General features: G+C 61.4%; 19 protein-coding genes. All 19 read left to right on the top strand.

The features are described 5' to 3' along the window. The first annotated feature begins 10 nt into the window (after positions 1–10). The 19 genes from ACSQ3Y_RS32840 to ACSQ3Y_RS32750 all read left to right on the top strand — a co-directional run bounded on the left by ACSQ3Y_RS32840 (position 11) and on the right by ACSQ3Y_RS32750 (position 20,213). On the top strand, positions 11–1,177 hold the full coding sequence (locus ACSQ3Y_RS32840; protein WP_436180273.1) for an acyl-CoA dehydrogenase family protein: 1,167 nt from the start codon (positions 11–13) through the stop codon (positions 1,175–1,177). Continuing rightward, on the top strand, positions 1,174–2,343 hold the full coding sequence (locus ACSQ3Y_RS32835; protein WP_436180272.1) for an acyl-CoA dehydrogenase family protein: 1,170 nt from the start codon (positions 1,174–1,176) through the stop codon (positions 2,341–2,343). Before ACSQ3Y_RS32840 ends, ACSQ3Y_RS32835 begins: the two co-directional genes overlap by 4 nt. Further along, positions 2,340–2,747: a Zn-ribbon domain-containing OB-fold protein gene (locus tag ACSQ3Y_RS32830; RefSeq protein WP_436180271.1), complete on the top strand. Its 408-nt coding sequence runs from the start codon at positions 2,340–2,342 to the stop codon at positions 2,745–2,747. Before ACSQ3Y_RS32835 ends, ACSQ3Y_RS32830 begins: the two co-directional genes overlap by 4 nt. A 61-nt stretch (positions 2,748–2,808) precedes the next feature. After that, the gene (locus tag ACSQ3Y_RS32825) at positions 2,809–3,966 is read left to right on the top strand and encodes a thiolase (RefSeq protein ID WP_436180270.1); all 1,158 of its coding nucleotides are present in this window, start codon (positions 2,809–2,811) and stop codon (positions 3,964–3,966) included. Between the two features lie 30 nt (positions 3,967–3,996). Further along, positions 3,997–4,917, top strand: a complete 921-nt coding sequence (locus ACSQ3Y_RS32820) for an SDR family oxidoreductase (protein ID WP_436180269.1) — start codon at positions 3,997–3,999, stop codon at positions 4,915–4,917. 11 nt (positions 4,918–4,928) lie between these two features. Continuing rightward, the gene (locus ACSQ3Y_RS32815) at positions 4,929–5,786 is read left to right on the top strand and encodes a MaoC/PaaZ C-terminal domain-containing protein (RefSeq protein ID WP_436180268.1); all 858 of its coding nucleotides are present in this window, start codon (positions 4,929–4,931) and stop codon (positions 5,784–5,786) included. Positions 5,787–5,843: 57 nt separating this feature from the next. After that, positions 5,844–6,647, top strand: coding sequence for an enoyl-CoA hydratase/isomerase family protein (locus tag ACSQ3Y_RS32810; protein ID WP_056278228.1), 804 nt, complete (start codon positions 5,844–5,846; stop codon positions 6,645–6,647). A gap of 66 nt (positions 6,648–6,713) precedes the next feature. Next, complete coding sequence (locus tag ACSQ3Y_RS32805; RefSeq protein ID WP_056278231.1) at positions 6,714–7,880, top strand: acyl-CoA dehydrogenase family protein; 1,167 nt, start codon at positions 6,714–6,716, stop codon at positions 7,878–7,880. A gap of 9 nt (positions 7,881–7,889) precedes the next feature. Continuing rightward, positions 7,890–9,107, top strand: coding sequence for a CaiB/BaiF CoA transferase family protein (locus tag ACSQ3Y_RS32800; RefSeq protein ID WP_056278232.1), 1,218 nt, complete (start codon positions 7,890–7,892; stop codon positions 9,105–9,107). A gap of 188 nt (positions 9,108–9,295) precedes the next feature. Next, positions 9,296–10,093 carry an ABC transporter ATP-binding protein gene (locus ACSQ3Y_RS32795; RefSeq protein WP_436180267.1) on the top strand — a complete coding sequence of 266 codons (798 nt, stop codon included), beginning with the start codon at positions 9,296–9,298 and terminating at the stop codon, positions 10,091–10,093. Further along, complete coding sequence (locus ACSQ3Y_RS32790; RefSeq protein ID WP_436180266.1) at positions 10,080–12,023, top strand: AMP-dependent synthetase/ligase; 1,944 nt, start codon at positions 10,080–10,082, stop codon at positions 12,021–12,023. Before ACSQ3Y_RS32795 ends, ACSQ3Y_RS32790 begins: the two co-directional genes overlap by 14 nt. A gap of 3 nt (positions 12,024–12,026) precedes the next feature. Beyond that, positions 12,027–12,914, top strand: a complete 888-nt coding sequence (locus tag ACSQ3Y_RS32785) for a branched-chain amino acid ABC transporter permease (RefSeq protein ID WP_436180265.1) — start codon at positions 12,027–12,029, stop codon at positions 12,912–12,914. 5 nt (positions 12,915–12,919) lie between these two features. After that, positions 12,920–13,993, top strand: coding sequence for a branched-chain amino acid ABC transporter permease (locus ACSQ3Y_RS32780; RefSeq protein ID WP_436180264.1), 1,074 nt, complete (start codon positions 12,920–12,922; stop codon positions 13,991–13,993). Between the two features lie 10 nt (positions 13,994–14,003). Continuing rightward, positions 14,004–14,855 carry an ABC transporter ATP-binding protein gene (locus ACSQ3Y_RS32775; RefSeq protein ID WP_436180263.1) on the top strand — a complete coding sequence of 284 codons (852 nt, stop codon included), beginning with the start codon at positions 14,004–14,006 and terminating at the stop codon, positions 14,853–14,855. Between the two features lie 126 nt (positions 14,856–14,981). Beyond that, positions 14,982–16,238, top strand: coding sequence for an ABC transporter substrate-binding protein (locus ACSQ3Y_RS32770; RefSeq protein WP_436180262.1), 1,257 nt, complete (start codon positions 14,982–14,984; stop codon positions 16,236–16,238). Between the two features lie 93 nt (positions 16,239–16,331). Beyond that, entirely contained in the window at positions 16,332–17,588 is a 1,257-nt protein-coding gene (locus tag ACSQ3Y_RS32765) for an ABC transporter substrate-binding protein (protein ID WP_436180261.1), read from the top strand. 248 nt (positions 17,589–17,836) lie between these two features. Continuing rightward, positions 17,837–18,634, top strand: coding sequence for an SDR family NAD(P)-dependent oxidoreductase (locus ACSQ3Y_RS32760; protein ID WP_436180260.1), 798 nt, complete (start codon positions 17,837–17,839; stop codon positions 18,632–18,634). 59 nt (positions 18,635–18,693) lie between these two features. Continuing rightward, positions 18,694–19,485: a 2-ketocyclohexanecarboxyl-CoA hydrolase gene (gene badI / locus ACSQ3Y_RS32755; protein WP_127806045.1), complete on the top strand. Its 792-nt coding sequence runs from the start codon at positions 18,694–18,696 to the stop codon at positions 19,483–19,485. Positions 19,486–19,580: 95 nt separating this feature from the next. Beyond that, positions 19,581–20,213: a TetR/AcrR family transcriptional regulator gene (locus ACSQ3Y_RS32750; RefSeq protein WP_436180259.1), complete on the top strand. Its 633-nt coding sequence runs from the start codon at positions 19,581–19,583 to the stop codon at positions 20,211–20,213. Positions 20,214–20,340: the final 127 nt, after the last annotated feature.

Below are 20,340 nucleotides of genomic sequence, written 5' to 3'. Positions count from 1 at the left end.
CCACCCCATCATGACCACCACCCACAACAGCGATCGCGCTGAACAACTGACAATGCTGCGCGAAAGCGCGCTCAGTTTCGTCACCAAAGAATCGCCACTCAACCGCGCCCGCGCCCTGCGCCAGCAGATGCCGGGCTACGACCGCCGCTTCTGGGCCGCTCTGGCCGAGCAGGGCTGGACCGGGCTGCTGGTGCCCGAACCACTGGGCGGCTACGCGCAAGGCTTCGCTGAGATGGCCGAGGTGGCGGCCGCCCTGGCTTCTCAGGTCGCGCCGGAACCGGTGGTGCCGGTGCTGGTGTTTGCCGGTCGGCTGCTGGCCCATGCGGGTGCCACCGAGCTATCAACACGTCTGCTGACCGAACTCGCCGAGGGTCGCACCCTGCCCGCCGTGGCCTGGCAGGAAAACGTCACCGGCGCGAAAGACCGGCCGGGCCAGGCGGCGACCAGGCTGGAGCGCCAAGCCGACGCCCTGCTGCTCAATGGCTGCAAGCGCCATGTGCGCCCCGGCGCCGGGGCCGACGGCTACATCGTCAGCGCCACCGGCCCCCAAGGTCTGGCCCTGGTGTGGGTGCAGGCCGATGCGGCCGGCCTGACCCTGTCGAGCCAGCCGCTGGCCGACGGCAGCTATGCGGCACAGATCGACTTGAACAGCGTACGCCTGCCCGCCAGACACCTGCTGGCCGAAGGGGCCGCCGCCGAGGCCGCGCTGACCCGCGCCTACGATGAAACCCTGGTATTGACCAGTGTTGAGCTGCTGGCCATGGTGCGCAGCATGCTGTCCATGACGCAAAACTACCTGCGCACGCGGATCCAGTTTGGCAAGCCGATCGGCAGCTTCCAGTCGCTGCAGCACCGCGCCGTCGACCTGTTGCTTCAGCAGGAACTGACCGCCAGCGTGGTGACCCAGGCCCTGGCCCTGCTCGATGACCCGGACGGCGACGCCAGCGCCCGCTCGGCCATGGCCAGCCGCGTCAAGTCGCGCGCGTCGGACGCCGGCTTGCAAGTGGCGCGCGAAGCGGTGCAACTGCACGGCGCCATTGGCGTCACCGACGAATACGACATCGGTCTGTACCTGCAGCGTGCCCTGGTGCTGTCCGCCTGGCTGGGCAATGGCACCCAGCAGCGCCGCCGCTACGCCAACCTCACCCAAAACGCCACCGCGCAGGAGCACGCATGAACACCACCGCCTCCAGGGCCACCGACTGGAATGCACTCGACAACGCCAGCTTCCGCGCCGCCCTGCGCGAATTTTTTGAAGAACATTTCCCCAGCGAATGGCGCTACCCGCAGCGGCGCCTGCGCTGGTCCGAAATCGGCCCCTGGTACCTGAAGCTGTCGGAAAGAGGCTGGGTCGCGCCGAGCTGGCCCACGCAGTACGGCGGCATGGGCCTGAGCCCCGAGAAACTCATCATCTTCATCGAAGAGCAGGAGCGCTGGGGCGTGGCGCGCGCGCCGGACATGGGCATCACCATGGTCGGCCCGCTGCTGATCAACCACGGCAACCAGACCCAGCGCGCCTACTACCTGCCCAAAATCATTGCCGGCGAGCACATCTGGTGCCAGGGTTACTCGGAACCCAATTCGGGCTCCGACCTGGCCAGCCTGCGCACCGAAGCGGTGGTCGACGGCGACGACTTCATCGTCAACGGGCAAAAGACCTGGACCACGCTGGCGCAGGACGCCACCCACATCTTCCTGCTGGTGCGCACCGACAAATCGGCCAAGAAGCAGGAAGGCATCAGTTTCCTGCTGGCCGACATGAAAACGCCGGGCATCACGGTGCGGCCCATCCGCAACATCGCGGGCAGCGAAGACTTCTGCGAGGTCTTCCTGGAAAACGTGCGCGTGCCGCGCAGCAGCATCGTGGGCGAGCTCAACAAGGGCTGGACCATCGCCAAGGCGCTGCTCGGCTTCGAACGCATCTTCCTGGGCAGCCCCAAGCAAAGCCAGTACGCGCTGGCGCGCGTGCAGGAAGCCGCGCAGCGGCTCGGCCTGTTCGAAGACACCGGCTTCGTGGACCGCTACACCAAACTGGCGCTGGACGTGGCCGACCTGGGCGCGCTCTATGGCCGCTTCATCGAGCAGGTCAAACGCGGCGAAACCCTGGGGCCCGATGTCTCCATGCTCAAGCTGTTCGGCACCGAAACCTATTCGCGCCTGGCCGACCTGCTGGTCGATGTCATGGGATCGAGTGGCGGCACGCCCGGTTCCACCGCCCTGCCCGGTGGCAAAACCGATGCGTTGACCAGCTTCTACAATGCGCGCCCAGCCACCATCTACGGCGGCAGCAACGAGGTGCAACGCAACATCCTGGCTGCCAGCGTGCTGAAGCTACCGTCATGAGCGCATCGGGCTATCCGGCATTTGACGGCCCCGGCCCGGACGCTCAGTTCGTGCAGGAGCTGGCGCAAGGCCGCTTTCAGATCCAGCACTGCACGGCCTGCGGCCAGCATGTGTTTTATCCGCGCGCGCTGTGCACCCATTGCGGCTCGGCCCAGCTCGACTGGATTGAACCCAGCGGGGTCGGCTGCGTCTATTCCAGCACCACGGTGCGCCGCAAGCCGCAAGCCGGTGGCGACTACAACGTGGCGCTGGTGGACCTAGCCGAAGGGCCGCGGCTGATGTCGCGCATCGATGGCATTGCACCCGACCAGGTGCGCATCGGCATTCGGGTGCAGGCGCGCGTGATCGACGATCCTGCCAAGGGCAAGTTGCTGGTCTTCATCCCCGAGGGCGCCACACCATGAGCGCCGCGTCGGGCCGTTCCCAAGCAAGCTCGCACCGCAGTGCGCAGCACGAAGGTCCTCCATGAGCACCATCTCTCCCCTGCGCGGCGCGGCCGCCATCGTCGGTGCCAGCCTGGGCGGCGTGCCCATGGCCCCCGGTCGCAGCGCGCTCGAAATTCTGGGCGAAGCGGTGCACGGCGCGCTGGCCGATGCCGGCTTGAAGCTGTCCGATGTCGATGGCCTGTTCACCGGCTCGTCCTACCACTTCCTCGCCGGTCTATCGGTGGCCGAATATCTGGGCATCCATCCCAAGTTCTGCGAAGCCACGATGGTTGGTGGCTCGTCTTATGTGGGCCACCTGCTTACCGCCGCCATGGCGCTGCACACCGGCCAGTGCGAAGTGGCGCTCATTTGCTACGGCAGCAACCAGGGCTCGGGCTTTGGCAAACTCAAGTCGATGGCCGAAACGCCCTTGTACGAGGCGCCCTACGAGCCGCGCTACCCGATCTCCAGCTACGCGCTGGCGGCCGCGCGCCACATGCACCAGTACGGCACCACGCGCGAAGACCTGGCGCACATCGCGGTGGCGGCGCGCCAGTGGGCGCAACTCAATCCGCTGGCCCATGCACGCGATCCGCTCAGCATCGAGCAGGTGCTGGCTTCGCGTCTGGTGAGCGATCCGCTGTCGGTGCTCGATTGCTGCCTGGTCACCGACGGCGGCGGCGCCCTGGTGCTGGTGCGCAGCGAGCGGGCGAAAGACTTTCCCAAGCCACCGGTCTATGTGCTGGGCGCGGCTGCGGCCACCTGGCACCGCCAGATCGGCTCCATGCCCGACCTGACGGTCACCGCCGCCGCCGAGTCCGGGCCGCGCGCCTTCGCCATGGCCGGGCTGGCCCCGAAGGACGTGGACGTGCTGGAGTTGTACGACGCCTTCACCATCAACACGCTGCTGTTCCTCGAAGACCTGGGCTTTTGCGCCAAGGGCGAAGGCGGCGCTTTCGTGCGCAACGGGCGCATCGCACCGGGGGGCGCGTTGCCGGTCAACACCAATGGCGGCGGCCTGTCGTGCTGCCACCCGGGCATGTACGGCATGTTCCTGCTGATCGAGGCCATGCAGCAACTGCGCGCCGAGGCCGGCGACCGCCAGGTGCCGAATGCGGAGATCGCCCTGTGCCACGGCAACGGCGGCGTTCTTTCCAGCCAGGTGACGGCCCTGCTGGGCACGGCCGCCACCGTCTGATTTTTCAAATCAACAACCAGGAGTCATTTCATGAGCAAGGGCAACATGCTGCAAGACAAAGTCGCCGTGGTCACCGGCGCGGGCCGGGGCATCGGCCGCGACATCGCACTGATGATGGCGGCGCAAGGCGCCAAGGTGGTGGTCAACGACATCGGCGCCTCGGTCGGCGGCGAAGGCAATGACGCCAGCCACGGCCAGCAGGTGGTCAACGAGATCAAGGCCGCTGGCGGCCAGGCCGTTCTCAGCACCGACAGCGTCTCGACCTGGCCCACGGCCAACCGCATCATCGAATGCGCGGCCGACACCTTCGGGCGCATCGACATCGTCGTCAACAACGCCGGCATCCTGCGCGACCGCCTGTTCTTCAACATGTCGCCCGAGGAGTGGAGCGCCGTCATCGACGTGCACCTCAACGGCAGCTTCTTCACTTCGCGCGCCGCCGCCCCGCACTTCAAGACGCAGAAGTCAGGTGCCTATGTGCACATGACTTCCACGTCCGGCCTGATCGGCAACCTGGGCCAGGCCAACTACGCCGCTGCCAAGCTGGGCATCGTGGCCATGTCGCGCCACATCGCCGGCGACATGCAACGCTATAACGTGCGTTCCAACTGCATCTCGCCGTTCGCCTGGAGCCGCATGATCGGCGCCATCCCCACCGACACACCCGAGCAGCAGGCACGCGTGGAAAAACTAAAAAAACTCGGTACCGAGCAGATTGCGCCCATGGCCACCTTCCTGGCCAGCGATGCCGCAGCCGACATCACGGCCCAGATCTTCGCCGTGCGCGGCAACGAGATTTTCCTCATGAGCCAGTCGCGCCCGATCCGCGGCATGCACACCGCCGAGGGCTGGACACCCGAGACCATCGCCGAGCGCGTGTTGCCCGCCATGAAGCAGAACTTCTATCCGCTGGAGAGCTCGAACATCGTGTTCTCCTGGGATCCCGTCTGACGTCATCTGCCATGGCGATCAACTACGAGAAACTGATGGCATGGCCGTTCGAGGACGTTCGCCATCGCTACACCCAGCGCGACACCATGCTCTACGCACTGGGCGTGGGCCTGGGCACCGACCCGACCAACGAGACCGAGCTGCGCTTTGTCTATGAAAAGAACCTGCTGGCGCTGCCCACGCTGCCGGTGGCGCTGGGCTATCCCGGCATGTGGCTCAAGAACCCGGCCACCGGCGTTGACTGGGTGCGGCTGGTGCATGGCGAACAGGGCTTGCGCCTGCACCGGCCGGTGCCGCCCGAGGGTGAAGTGATCGGGCGCACGCGGGTGAGCCAGATCATCGACAAGGGGCCGGACAAGGGGGCTCTGATCTACACCGAGCGCACGGTGACGGACGCCAGCAGCGGCGAACTGCTGGCCACGCTGACCTCGACCACCTTCTGCCGCGCCGACGGTGGCTTTGGCGGCCCGGTCGGGCCGGTCAAAACCGTGCATGAGCTGCCCACGCGCGCGCCTGATCACAGCGACGATTTCGCCACCCAGCCGCGTGCCGCGCTGATCTACCGCCTCTCGGGCGACTACAACCCGCTGCACGCCGAACCCGCGGTGGCAAGCGCCGCTGGTTTCAAGCAGCCCATCCTGCACGGCCTGGCCACCTACGGCATCGCCGGCTGGGCACTCACCCAGCACGTCTGCGGCGGCGACCCGAGCGCCCTGCAGTCGCTGGATGTGCGTTTTTCGTCACCCGTTTACCCCGGCGAAACGATACGCACCGAGCTCTGGGTGGATGGCAAGGTCGTTTCCTTTCGCGCCCGCGCCGTCGAACGCGACATCGTCGTGCTGAACAACGGACGCGCCGAGCTGCGCTGACCGTCCTTTGCCTTTCATTTTCGTTTTCGTTTTCAATTTTTTTCAAGGAGCCTCAACATGAACTACGCTGACTTTCAATTCCTCAAGTTCGACCACAAGCCCAACGGCGTGCTGGTCATCACCATCAACCGCCCCGAGGTCATGAATGCCACCAATGGCCGGCTGCACTGGGAGCTGACCAAGATCTGGGGCGTGGTCACTGACGATGCCAAGACCAAGGTGGCGGTCATCACCGGCGCGGGCGACCAGGCCTTCTCGGCCGGCGGCGACCTGGAATGGGTGGCCGGCATGGTCGGCAACCCGAAGGAAATCGCCAACACCATGACCGAGGCTTCGGACGTGGTCTACAACATGATGGCCTGCGACAAGCCCATCATCTCGGCCATCAACGGCGTTGCCGTCGGTGCCGGTCTGGCAGTCGCCTTCCTGGCCGACATCAGCATCATGGCCGAGGAGGCCAAGATTACCGACGGCCATGTCAAGATCGGCGTCGCCGCCGGCGACCACGCAGCCATTCTGTGGCCGCTGCTGTGCGGCATGGCCAAGGCCAAGTACTACCTGATGACGGCCGAGTTCGTGAACGGCAAGGAAGCCGAGCGCATCGGTCTGGTCAGCCTGTGCGTGCCGCGCGCTGAGCTGATGGACAAGGCCATGGCCGTGGCCAACAAACTGGCCAATGGCAGCCAGCAGGCGATCCGCTTCACCAAGCGCTCGCTCAACGGCTGGATGAACGTGGCGCGCCCGATCTTCGAGAGCTCGCTGGCGATGGAAATGCTGTGCTTCCTGGGCGAAGACGCCAAGGAGGGCGTGGCCTCGGTGCGCGAGAAGCGCGCGCCCAAGTTCCCCTCGGCCCAGGTCTGATTGAGTTCGCTCCTTCTCCCGCTGGGGGAAGGAGCCAAAACGCCCTACCACACAGGAGAACACCCCATGGATTTCGCACTGACCCAAGAACAACGGATGATCTACGAGTACGGCGACCGTATCTCGAAGCAGTTCGACCACAATTACTGGCGCGGCTACGCCGACAAGAACGAGCGCCCCACCGAGCTGTACCAGCAGATCACCAACGACGGTTTTCTCGGCATCATGGTGCCCGAGGCCTATGGCGGTGCCGGCCAGGGCATGACCGAGATGCTGCTGTTCATGGAGGGACTGGCCAACAACGGCATTCCGCTGCTGAACTTGGTGGTCGGCCCGACCATGACCATGGGTTTGCTGGCCAAGCACGCCAGCGAGGACATGAAGCGCCGCTTTCTGCCGGGCGGCTGCTCCGGCGACATCAAGTTCTGCTTCGCCATCACCGAACCGAACGCCGGCTCCAACTCGATCGAGATCACCAGCATCGCCAAGTCCGATGGCCAGGGCGGCTTCAAGCTCAACGGCCAGAAGGTCTACATCACCGACGCCAACTGCGCCGACTACGCCATGGTCGTGACCCGCACCACAGCGCGCGCTGACGTGAAGAAAAAGACCGACGGCTTCACCATCTTCATGGTCGACATGAAGAAAAAAGGCATCAGCAAGACACTGATTCCGATTGCCTTCCCGGTGCCAGAAACGCAGTGGCAGCTGTTCTTTGACAACGTGGAGCTCACCGAGGCCGATGTGCTGGGCGAAGTCGGCAAAGGCTTCAACATCCTGTTCGACACGCTCAACCCCGAGCGCATCATCCTGTCGGGCTTGTGTACCGGCGTCGGACGCTTTGCCTTGAAGAAGGCCGTGGCCTATGCCAACGACCGCAAGGTGTTCAACAACACCCCCATCGGCGCCTACCAGGGCGTGCAGCACCCGCTGGCGATTGCCCGCTGCGAGATCGAGATGGCCTCACTGATGGCGCTAAAGGCCGCCTGGGCCTTCGACCAGGGCCTGCCTGCCGGGGAGTTTTCCAACATCGCCAAGTACGCGGGTGCCGAAGCCGGCATCCACGCCGTTGACGCGGCGATCCAGACCCATGGCGGCAACGGTTTCACCAAGGAATACGGCATTTACGACCTGTACGGTCTGGTGCGGTTGCTGCGCACGGCCCCGTTGAACCGCGAGCTGGTGTTGAACTACATCGCGGAGCATGTGATGGGCCTGCCGCGCTCCTATTGACAGGCCACCATGGGTAACAACGCTCCCCTGCCCGCCTTTGGTGCCCTGGCCGGCCTGAAGGTGATTGACCTCTCACGCGTGCTCGGTGGCCCGTACTGCGGACAGATTTTGGCCGACCACGGCGCGCAGGTCATCAAGGTCGAGCCGCCCGCTGGCGACGAGACCCGCGCCTGGGGCCCACCCTTTGCCGACGACGGCACGGCGGCCTACTACAACGGCCTGAACCGCAACAAGCGCGACATCGTGATCGACCTGTCCAAGCCCGAAGGGCGCGAGATTGTGCTCAAGTTGCTGGCAGACGCTGACGTGCTGATCGAGAACTTCAAGATCGGCACGCTGGAGCGCTGGGGCATCGGCTATGAACAGACGCTGCGCGAGCGCTTCCCGCGCCTGATCCACTGCCGGGTCAGCGGCTTCGGCGCCGATGGGCCGCTCGGCGGCGCGCCTGGCTACGACGCGGTGGCACAGGCACTGGGCGGCCTGATGAGCGTCAACGGCACGCCGGACACCGGCCCGCTGCGGGTCGGTGTCCCGGTGGTCGACATCACCACCGGCCTGTCGGCCGTGATAGGCGTGCTACTGGCGGTGATCGAGCGGCAGCGCTCCGGGCGCGGGCAGTTCGTCGAGGCCACGCTGTACGACACCGCCGTGTCGCTGCTGCATCCGCAAAGTGCAAACTGGTTGCAGTCGGGCCAGACACCCAGGCTCAGCGGCAATGCGCACTCCAACATCGTGCCCTACGACAAGTTTCCGACCCGGACCTGCGAGGTCTTCCTGGGCATCGGCAACAACGGGCAGTGGAAAAAACTGTGCGAGTTCCTCGGCCATCCCGACATGGCCAGCGAGCCGCGTTTTGCCACCAACGCCGAGCGTTTTCGCCATCGCGACGAACTGCGCGCCTTGCTAGAGGCGCAGTTGCAAGAGGTGGATGGCGAACAGCTGTGCCGTGACCTACTGGCCGCCGGTATTCCGGCCGGCGCCGTCAGGGCCATTCCGCAGGTATTGACGGACCCCCACACCCTGCATCGGGACATGGTGGTGCAGGTCGAGGGTGTGCCTGGCATCGGCATCCCGGTCAAGCTGTCACGCACACCGGGGCGCGCCCACAGCGCGCCGCCGCGCTTCGGCCAACACACACGTGAGCTGCTGACGGAGCACGGCTACGGCGCCGCCACCATTGATGCCCTGATCGCACGGGGAAGCATCGTAGAACACGTTGCGACATGAACTCTGCCTGCCAGAGGCTAGGGCAAACCCCGTAGATCTAACTAATGTTAGGTGAAACAATAAAATCCTTTATGCAGAACAGAAAATCGGATCGGCAAGCTGCGCACAGGCAGGTGGTCGACCGTGCTATGTCATAGGCACCCTCAGTGATAAACACCATCAGTACCAAAGAGCAGCGGCCAACTCCGATGAAAGCCAGCAACGCGGCGGCAGTGCCCGCCCTCGAATGCCGAGGGCTGGAGCGGCGATTCGGCGGACTCGTCGCGTTGAAGGATGCCAATTTGCGCATTGAGCGTGGGGAGATCTTCGGCTTGGTCGGCCCCAACGGCAGCGGCAAGACGACCATGACCAACGCCATCACCGGCTTCTTTCCACCCCAGGTCGGCAGCATATGGCTCAATGGCCGCGACATCACCGGCATGGCGCCGCACAAGGTCGCAGCTCTGGGCGTCGCGCGCACGTTCCAGAACCTGGCGCTCTTCAACGGCATGAGCGTGCTTGACAACATCCTGCTGGGGCGTCACATCCACATGAAGCCCGGCGTGGCAAAAACCGCCCTCTACTGGTGGCTGGGTCGCAAGGATGAGATGGCGAGCCGGCTCAAGGTCGAAGAGATTATCGATTTCCTGCAGCTGCAGAGCGTGCGCGACGAGCTGGTGGACAGCATTCCGATCGGGCTGAAAAAGCGCGTCGAACTGGCACGCGCGTTGGTGGCCGAACCCAGCTTTCTGGTTCTTGACGAACCGATGGCTGGCATGAACCAGGAGGAAAAGGAATACATGGCCCGTTTTATCCTCGATGCGCGTGCCGAGCGCAATGTCTCTGTGCTGCTGATCGAGCACCACATGGATGTGATCACCGGTATCTGCGACCGCATGATGGTGCTCAGCTATGGTGAAACCATCGGAACCGGTATTCCTGCCGACGTGATGAAGGATGAACGTGTGATCAAGGCCTACCTGGGGGGTGCGCATGCAAAGCACTGAAACCAATGCTGCCAAGGGCAGCAACACCACATGGGATATGGGCACCGACACCACCCTCATCCACATTCTGGCTCGCAACGCCGAGTTGCTGGGCAATCGCGTGGCCATGCGCGAAAAGCACCTGGGAATATGGCAGGAGACCACCTGGTCGCAGATGCTGGATACCACGCTCGCCTACGCGGCCGGTATGGAAAGCCTGGGTTTTAGCGCAGAGGATGCCTTGCTGGTCCTGGGCGACAACCGACCCCGGCTCTACATGGGCATGCTCGCGGCCGGCGTGCTGGGCGGCTACGCGATGCCCGTCTACTCTACTGCAACACCCGACGAAATCCGTCACTTCATGCATGAGACGCATGTCCGCTTTGTCCTGGCAGAAGACCAGGAGCAAGTCGACAAGGTGCTTGATCTGGGCGATCAGGGTGCAACGATCAAGAACATCATTTACGACGAGCCACGCGGCTTGACCAACTATTCGAATCCCGGACTGATTTCGTGGGAAAAGTTGCAGGCCATCGGTGCAGATCGCTTGCGTGCCGAGCCGAAACTGCGAAATGCCTTGATCGAACGGGCGTTGCCCGACGGACCGGCGGTGTTCGTGCACTCGTCGGGGACCACGGGCAAGCCGAAGGGCGTGGTACTGAGCCACCGCAATTTCCTCGCGGGGGTGCGCAACGCCCATCGCGGGGGCGCCTTCACATTTGGCGAGACCATCCTCGCCTATCTGCCCATGGCCTGGGTGGGCGACTTTGCCATCACGGTCGGCGCCGGTGTTGCGCTGCACTTCACCATCAATATCCCCGAACGCCAGGAAACGGTGCTGCACGACCTGCGCGAGGTGGCTCCCACTTTCTATCTGGCGGCACCCCGCAGCTGGGACAACATGCTTACCACCATCCAGGTTCGCATGGAGGATTCGACGCCGCTCAAGAAATGGCTCTACGATGTTTTCATGAACTCGGCGCTGGCGTCCGAACGACGCAAGCTCGAGGGAAAACAGCCCAGCCTGACAGAGCGTCTGATGCGGCAACTGGGAGAGTGGTTGATCTTCGGACCGATCAAGGACCAGTTGGGCCTCACCCGCCTGCGAGGTGCTTTCACCGGCGGCGAGGCCATTGGCGAAGACACTTTTGTTTTTTACCGCGCACTGGGCGTGAAATTGCGACAGTTTTATGGTCAAACTGAAAGCAGCGCCTTCACTGCCTTGCAGGACACCGAAGAAGTACGCCTGCACACGGTCGGCAAACCGCTGCCCGGTGTGGAAGTCAAGATCGGCGACAACGGAGAGGTCTTGATTCGCTCCGGGAGCGTGTTTTCCGGTTACTACAAACTTGAAAATGCCACCCGTGAAGCACTTGAGGACGGCTGGCTGCACACGGGCGATGCAGGTTATATCGAGCCTGATGGACACATGGTGGTGCTCGGACGGTTGTCGGAGGTGGTGTATACCTCCAAAGGCGAACGCTACATTCCGAACTACATTGAGAACCGCCTCAAATTCAGTCCGTACATCAAGGATGTGGCCGTGCTCGGGAGCGGCCGCGACACGCTGGCGGCCATCATCTGCATCGACATGGAGCCGGTGGGCCATTGGGCTGAGGTACGGGGCATTTCCTACATGTCCTATGCCGACCTGTCGCAAAAACCCGAGGTGATCGAACTGGTCACGGCAGCGGTCAAGCGCGTCAACAGCATCCTGCCAGACGGGTTGAAACTGCATCACTTCGTGTCCTTACACAAGGAGTTCGACCCCGACGACGGAGAGGTCACGCGAACCCGCAAGCTGCGCCGCAACGTGGTCGAGGAGCGTTATGCGCCCATCATTGATGCGATCTACGGCGGCCAGCAGACGGTCACGATGAAGGCGCAGATTACGTATGAATCCGGTGAAGTCGGCACCATCGAGCGCCAACTCTCGGTGCAGGAGATTTAAATTATGGATTTTTCACTGTTTGCCGAATTGGCCATCAATGGCGCGCTGTCGGGGCTCATGTATTCACTGGTCGCCATGGGCATCGTGATCATCTACAAGTCATCCTCGGTGCCTAACCTGGCGCAAGGTGCGATGACTATGCTGGGTGCCTATGTCGTGCTGGCCATCGCCAATGGATTGGGCGTGTCGATGTGGGTCGCCATCCCGCTGGCCATGGGAACGATGTTCTTTCTCGGAATGGGCATCGAGCGGGTGGCGTTGCGCCGGCTGGCGGGCCGCCCCATCATCATGATCCTGATGATGACACTGGGGCTGGACATCTTTATACGCGCGACAACAATGGCCATCTGGGGCGGCTCTGGCCTTCCGCTGTCCATTGGCATTAGCGACGACCCGCTGTTTCTGGGGCCGGTGCTGCTCAGTCGGGCTAATGTGGTGGGCGCCGTGGTGGCCATCGCGCTGTTTTTGGTCTTGATGTTCTTCTTTCGCACGCGCAGGGGCATTGTTCTGCGCGCCATCTCCGACGATTACATCGCATCGTGGTCGATCGGTATTTCGGTTGAACGCGGGGTGGCGTTTTCCTGGGCCATGTCCTCGGTTCTGGCCACCACGGCCGGCGTGTTGTGGGGCTCGGTTCAAGGGGTCAGCCAGGCGCTGGCGCTGCTTTTGCTCAAGGGCTTGACCGTCGCCGTTTTGGGCGGACTTGACAGCATCGGCGGCGCCATTCTGGCCGGCTTGCTGCTGGGCCTTCTTGAAGGCGTGGCATCTGGCTATCTCGACCCCTTGGTTGGCGGTGGTAGCCGCGACCTGGTGGTTGCCACAATACTGATTCTGACCATCCTGATTCGGCCGCATGGCCTGTTCGGGCGCCACGACATTGAAAGGATCTGAAGGTCATGCTATTTCGTCAATCAGGAATTTTCCATACCGATTACGCCAACGCGCGCTCGCTTTTTCCGCTCCCCGCGGATCGCTGGATGATCGGCTTGTTGCTGGCCTTTGCGTTAACTGCGCCATTCACCATGAGCACGCTCGTCCTCAGCACCCAGTTGTTACCGTGGCTGGTGTGGACTGCGGCCGTGCTCGGCTTGAACCTGATCCTGGGCTGGACCGGACAGTTCCACTTCGGCTATGCCGCCATCATGGGCATCGGCGCCTACACGGCGGTGCACGGCGTACGCAACGGCATTCCCTGGGAGATCGCGATGGTGCTCGGCGGCGTGATGGCCGCTGTGATCGGCATCGTTTTCGCTTTCGCGGCGCTGCGCGTGAAAGGCCTGTATCTGGCGCTCAGCACGCTGGCCCTGCAGTTCGTGATGGACTGGGTGATCTCCCACGTGCCGGCCATCAGCGGCGGCACCCAGGCCACACTGCAGGCACCTGACATCAGCCTGCTCGGCCAGGCCATCACCTCGGATACCGGACTCTATTACGTGGCGCTGGGCTGGTGCCTGATCGTCACCGTGTTCATGCTCAACTTGCGCCGCACCGGGCTTGGCCGCGCGCTCATTGCGGTGCGTGAAAAGGACTTCGCTGCAGCGGTCATTGGCGTGCACAGCCTGTATTACAAGCTGGTGGCGTTCGCCACCTCGTCCTTTATTGGCGGCATCAGCGGCGCCATCCTGATCTTCACCTTCTACCGAGCAGCCACACCGGAGCAATTTGCCGTCAATGTCTCCATCGAGTTGCTGGCCATGGTGATCGTCGGCGGACTGGGCAGCATTATCGGCAGCTATTTTGGGGCCGCCTTCATTCTGTTGATGCCCGGCCTGATGAACAGTCTGATCGGCTGGCTGGCGCAGCTCCTGGGCATCTCGCTCGGGATCGAAACGCTGGCCCACATTCCACATGCGGTTTATGGCGCGCTGATCATTATTTTCCTGCTGGTTGAGCCTATGGGGCTGGGCAAGATGTACACCAATCTGCGCAACTACCTGCTGGTCTGGCCCTTCGGCTACGCCCGAAAGTAAAAACGACATCATGGCGACTGACAACTTGACTTCCACCCCAACGCTGATGCAAAACCAGACTGCGGAACCTGCCTTGATATTGTCACTGAACAACGTCGAGGTCATCTACGATCACGTATCGCTCGCCATCAAGGGCGTTTCGATCGATGTGCCGCAAGGCGCCATGGTGGCACTGCTGGGCGCCAACGGCGCTGGCAAAAGCACGACGCTGAAGTCGATCAGCGGCCTGCTGCGCCCTGAGCGCGGCCTGGTAACCCGCGGTGAGGTGCAATTCCTGGGTCAGAACATCGATGCACTGGCGCCGCAGGAGCGCGTCAGGCTCGGTATCGTGCATGTGCTGGAAGGGCGGCGTGTGTTCGAACACATGACGCCTGACGAAAACCTGGTGGCGGCCTCGGCGGTTCGTGGCACCCGCCAAGACATGCTGCGTAACAAGGATATGGTTTACAGCTATTTCCCGCGCTTGCATCAGCGGCGCACCGCGCAGTCCGGCTACCTGTCAGGCGGCGAGCAGCAGATGCTGGCCATTGGCCGTGCCTTGATGACGCAACCCAAGCTGCTGATGCTTGACGAGCCGAGTCTTGGTCTCGCGCCTTTTCTGGTGGCCGAGATTTTCGACATTGTTCGGCGCATCAACAAGGAAGAAGGCCTGTCCGTTCTGCTGGTGGAACAAAACGCAATTGCAGCTTTAGAGGTCGTCTCGCATGGCTATCTGATCGAGAACGGACGCGTGGTGATGCATGACAGCGCAGAAGCCATGAAGAAAAACCCGGACATCCAGGAGTTCTATCTAGGAGGCACCGAAGGGCGAAGCTTCCATGACATCAAACACTATAGTCGGCGCAAACGCTGGCTCACCTGAAACTAGTTTCTCGTAGCATGGACACCTCCACATCGCGTCGAGCTCTCGCATTAAGTCTTGGGCACGACCGGCATGCCTACTACAGACTGCATTTCACCCCGTGCTAGCTAAACAGGAGACATCACCATGAAAATCAAACTGCTTTCAATTCTTGCTGGCGTGGGGATGGCGATGTCCAACGTCCAGCCCGCGCTGGCCCAGGCCCAGACCGAACCGATTAAATTTGCGCTATGTTACGACCTGAGCAAGGTTTACGCCTTCGCCGTACCGCAAGTTGCCCAGGCCGCGCGCGACTATGCGCAGATACTCAACCAGAAAGGCGGCATCGAAGGCCATCCGGTCGAGATTCTGGTTCAAGACCATGGCAACGAACCGCAGCGGGGCATCGAGTGCTATGAAAAGATGAAGCGCGAGGGTGCGATCACCTTCGACTTCTTTTCCACGCCGGTCGGGCGCGCGCTGCTGCCGCGCGCAATGCAGGACAACAATGTGATGATTTCATCCTTTACTGGCCGCAGCGATGCAGTCGACGGCGATGTGTTCAAGTGGATATTCCCCATCGGGCCCACCTATTGGAGCCAAGCAGCCAATAACATCCAGTACATCAAGTCCAAGTCGAACAACAACCTGAAGGGGGTGAAGATCGCATTCTTTTACCTGGACACCGCGTTTGGGTTGGAACCCATCGGCGTGTTGAAGACACTCGCGGCCAAGGAAGGCTTCGACCTCCAATTGTTCCCGAACCCGCTGCCTGGTAACAATCAGTCAGGGGCGTGGTCCCAGATCCGCCGCTTCAACCCCGATTGGGTCATCAGCTGGAATCTGGGCAACATGCACGTTGTTGCCTCGCGCGAAATGAAGCGCAACGCCATGCCGATGGACAAGTACATCGCCGTCAATTGGTTCAACGAAGTGGACATCGCGAACATTGGCGCCGACGCAGCCAAGGGCATCAAGCGCGGCACTAATGTGGTGGGCGGTCAGGAGCACCCGCTGATCCAGCAGATCCTGAAGGATCTGTATGACAAGGGAAAGGGCAACGGCGACCGAAAGCATACCAATGACATATTCTACAACACTGGGCTGGCCACCTACGCTCCTGTTTTCGAAGGCGCGCGTGTGGCAATCAAGCAGTATGGCTGGCCTCTGACATCCGACAAGATGAAGCGCGGGCTGGAGAGCCTGCGCAACTTCGACGCTAACGGCCTCATCGCCCCTGTAACTGTGACGACCAAGGACCATGGCGGCGGCGGCAAGACGCGCATCGACATGTGGGATGGCGCGAAGTGGGTGCCAGAGACTGACTGGTTCTCCGCATACGACGATGTAGTCCAGGAAAGCGCCAAGAAGGAATCGGCGGAGTTCGCCAAGTCGAAGCAGTAGCGATACGCCTCGGTCAGGCCTCGGACACGACTGTACGGCGTGCCTTCTACAGACTGCATTTCACCCCGTACTAACTAAACAGGAAACATCATCATGAAAATCAAACAGCTTTCCATTCTTGCTGGCCTGGGATTGGCGCTGGCCGGTCTGCAGTCCGCGCAGGCGCAGGCACCAGCCCAGCCCGTCAAATTCGCGCTTTGTTATGACCTGAGTAAATCCTACGGCTTTGTGACGCCACAAATTGCCCAGGCGGCGAATGACTATGCCAAGATATTGAATCAGAAAGGCGGCATTGAAGGCCACCCAATCGAGATACTGGTTCAAGACCATGGCAACGAGCCGCAGCGTGGCATTGAGTGCTATGAAAAGATGAAACGCGAAGGCGCCGTTGCCTTTGATTTCCTGTCCACGCCGGTTTCCCGCGCCGTTCTGCCGCGCGCCATGGCGGATGGCAATGTGATGGTGCAATCCTTTGTAGGTCGTGGCGATGCGGTCGATGGTGATGTGTTCAAGTGGATTTTCCCCATTGGGCCCACCTACTGGGGTCAAATGGCCAACAATATCCACTACATCAAAACCAAGTCCAACAACAACCTCAAGGGCGTGAAGATTTCGTTCATCTACCCCGACTATCCGTTCGGGCAGGAACCGATCGGCGTGTTGACGACACTTGCGGCCAAAGAGGGCTTTGACCTGCAGTTGGTTCCCAACCCGATGCCGGGCAATGACCAGGCCGCCGCTTGGTCCCAGATCCGCCGCAACAACCCCGACTGGGTGATCAGCTGGAACCTGGCCGGCATGCACGTCGTCGCCTCGCGCGAAATGAAGCGCAACGGCATCCCGATGGACAAGTACATTTCCGTCAATTGGCTCAACGAAGTTGACCTTGCCAACATTGGTCTGGAAAACGCAAAAGGCCTCAAGCGCGGCACCAACGTGACGGGTGGACAGAGCCACCCGCTGATGCAGCAGATCATCAAGGACCTGTATGAGAAAAACAAGGGCAGCGGTGACCGCAAGCATCTCAACGATGTTTACTACAACACCGGTCTGGCCATCTATGCCAGCGTTTTCGAAGGCGCTCGCCTAGCCATCAAACAAAGTGGCTGGCCCGTCAACCCTGACAAAATGAAGCGCGGACTGGAAAGCTTGAAAAACTTTGATGCCGAAGGCCTGATCGCCCCCTTGACGGTGACCGCCAAAGACCATGGCGGCGGCGGCAAAACCCGCATCGACATGTGGGACGGCGCCAAGTGGGTGCCCCAGACTGACTGGTTCTCGGCGTATGACGACGTGGTCCAGGACATAGTGAAGAAAGAATCTGGCGAGTTCGCCAAGAACAAACAGTAATTGCCTTCCCTTGGGATGGATCACGGTCAGACGCGTTGCGCACTGATAGTGAACCATCCCATCTTGTTTCTCGGATTTTCATCCCTCTCTTGAATCGATAGGTGGCAGCCTATGCCACAGTGGATTGCAGTGGTAGCTGCCAGGCGCACCATCCAACACAGGAAATCTCGCCCGCTATCTAACTATCGTTAGATAGTTATAATTTCATCCTCACCAATGTGGCGCCTAAAGCGCAAGGAGCAAGCAGTATGAATCTCGAACTAAAAGGAAAATCGGTCATCGTCACGGGTGGCGGCTCGAACATTGGCCGCGGCATCGTGCTCGGCTTCGCCGCGGAAGGCGCCAACATCACCATTGGCGACATCGACGAAAGTCAGGCGCAAAAGACGGCACAACTCGCGCTGGCGAGCGGCGCGGCGTCGGCGCAGGTTGTCAAGACCGATGTCACCCAACTTGACCAGGTGCAAGCCATGTTCAAGGCAGCCTCGGACAAGTTCGGCGGCGTCGATGTCCTCGTCAACAACGTCGGCTGGGACCAGTTGATGTTCTTCACGCAGACGACCCCCGATCTGTGGCAAAAGATCATCAACATCAACTACCTCGGCGTTCTCAACTGCACCAAGACCGCGCTTGAAGTCATGGTTCCTCGCAACGCTGGCTCAATCGTCTCCATCAGCTCTGATGCCAGTCGGCAAGGTGAGCCACGTGAAGCGGTGTATGGCGGCGTCAAGGCTGCCATCAACAGCTTCATGAAAACGATCGCCAAGGAAAACGGGCGTTACGGCATCCGCTGTAACGTGGTATGCCCCGGCGTCACTATCCCCAGTACCACCGACGAAGTGGGCGGAAGCAGCATGTGGATTGATGCTGACAGTATGTTCACGCCGGAGCAACTGGAAAAAGTCGCCAAGGCGCTGCCGTTGCGCAAGGTGGGACGGCCGCAGGATATTGCCAATGCCGTCGTCTTCCTGTCTTCAGCGAAGGCTGCGGGCCATGTCACCGGGCAGGTTCTTTCAGTGTCTGGCGGTTACAGCATGATTGGGTAAACGCCCGGGCACGGTCGAAAGACATGCGGCATTGAAATAACAGACAAAAAGGAAAACCCATGGAATTCAAGGACATCCTCTACGAAGAACTCGACTCGGTGGCCTACATCGCGATCAACCGCCCCGAAGTGATGAATGCGTTTCGCGGCCAGACCGTCGAGGAACTGCTGCAGGCATTCATGAAAGCAGGCTGGGACAAGCGAATCGCCGCCATTGTGCTCACCGGGACGGGTGACCGTGCTTTCTGCACCGGCGGCGATCAGTCGGCTCATGCCGGCCAGTACGACGGCCGGGGCACCATCGGTATCCCGGTGGAAGAGTTTCACAGCGCCATTCGTGACGTGCCCAAGCCCGTGATCGCCCGCGTGCAGGGTTACGCCATTGGCGGCGGCAATGTCCTGGCCACCTTGTGCGACATGACCATTGCCTCGGAAAAGGCCGTGTTTGGCCAAGTCGGCCCGAAAGTAGGCTCGGTCGACCCTGGCTGGGGCACGGCTTACCTGAGCCATGTGGTTGGCGAAAAGAAAGCCCGCGAGATCTGGTACATGTGCCGCCGCTACAGTGCACAGGAGGCCTTGGCCATGGGTCTGTGCAACACCGTCGTGCCCCACGACCAGCTCGACGCCGAAGTCGCCCGCTGGTGCAAGGAAATTGTCGAAAAAAGTCCGACGGCTCTGGCGATCGCGAAACGTTCGTTCAATGCATCCACCGAGCACATTCGCGGGATCGGCAGCCTGGGACTTCAAGCGCTGAGCCTGTACTACGACACGGCAGAGTCCAAAGAAGGCGTGAGCGCTTTCCTGGAAAAACGCCGGCCTGATTTCAGGCAGTGGACCAACGGGAGCAAGTGAGCAACTACTTGCGACGCGCCAGTGCACGAGTCTGCCCCTTCGACCAAAGCCAAGTTTGATACGATTTGCTTTTTTGGATCTAACTATTGGTCATTATGAAGCCAAGTACAGAAGCAAATCTCAGCAAAAATAACGCAGATGGCCCCGCTACACGTGAACGGGTGCTGCTCGAAGCTGCACGGCTGTTCAGGCATCATGGCTATGCGGCAACTACTTTGCGCGAGGTTGCGGATGCTGCCGGCGTCAAAGCCGGCAGCATCTACTATCACTTCGAATCGAAAGAGCAGATCCTGGGCGAGGTACTGGACAAAGGCATCACCATCGTCGCCGATGCCGTGCGCACCCGTGTTGCGGCTCTTCCCGAAAGTGCACCCTGGCGAGACCGAATCGCCGCTGGCATTGAAGGCCATCTCTGGGGAATGCTGCATTATGGCGACTTTACGTCAGCCAACATCCGCATCTACGGCCAAATCCCGACCAACGCAAAAAATCGCCACCGGATCGTGCGGCGGGCCTACGCAGACTATTGGGATCGGCTGTTCGAATCAGCGCTCGCCAGCGGCGAGTTGCGCCAGGACACCAGCATGGCCATGATTCGGCTTTTCGTGATTGGGGCATTGAACTGGACCGTTGAATGGTACAACCCCCAACGCGGCTCTTTTCAGGACTTCTCACGGCAAATCACAGCGATAGTGTTCGATGGAATCCTCATGCATGACAAAGCATAGCCGCAATGCATTTCCGGCAACTTCAATAGGCTGCGCTGAGAGACGGACAACCATGGTCCCCATGTCGCCTACGTGGCTCAGTGGCACGCAAACCGACTGCATCTTGGAAATCGCAAATTGAACAACA

It is taken from the genome of Acidovorax sp. LjRoot66 (assembly GCF_964253305.1).
GTDB lineage: Bacteria > Pseudomonadota > Gammaproteobacteria > Burkholderiales > Burkholderiaceae_C > Acidovorax.
Note: the sequence above shows the minus strand (reverse complement) of the source record. Positions and strands in the feature narration are given on the sequence as shown.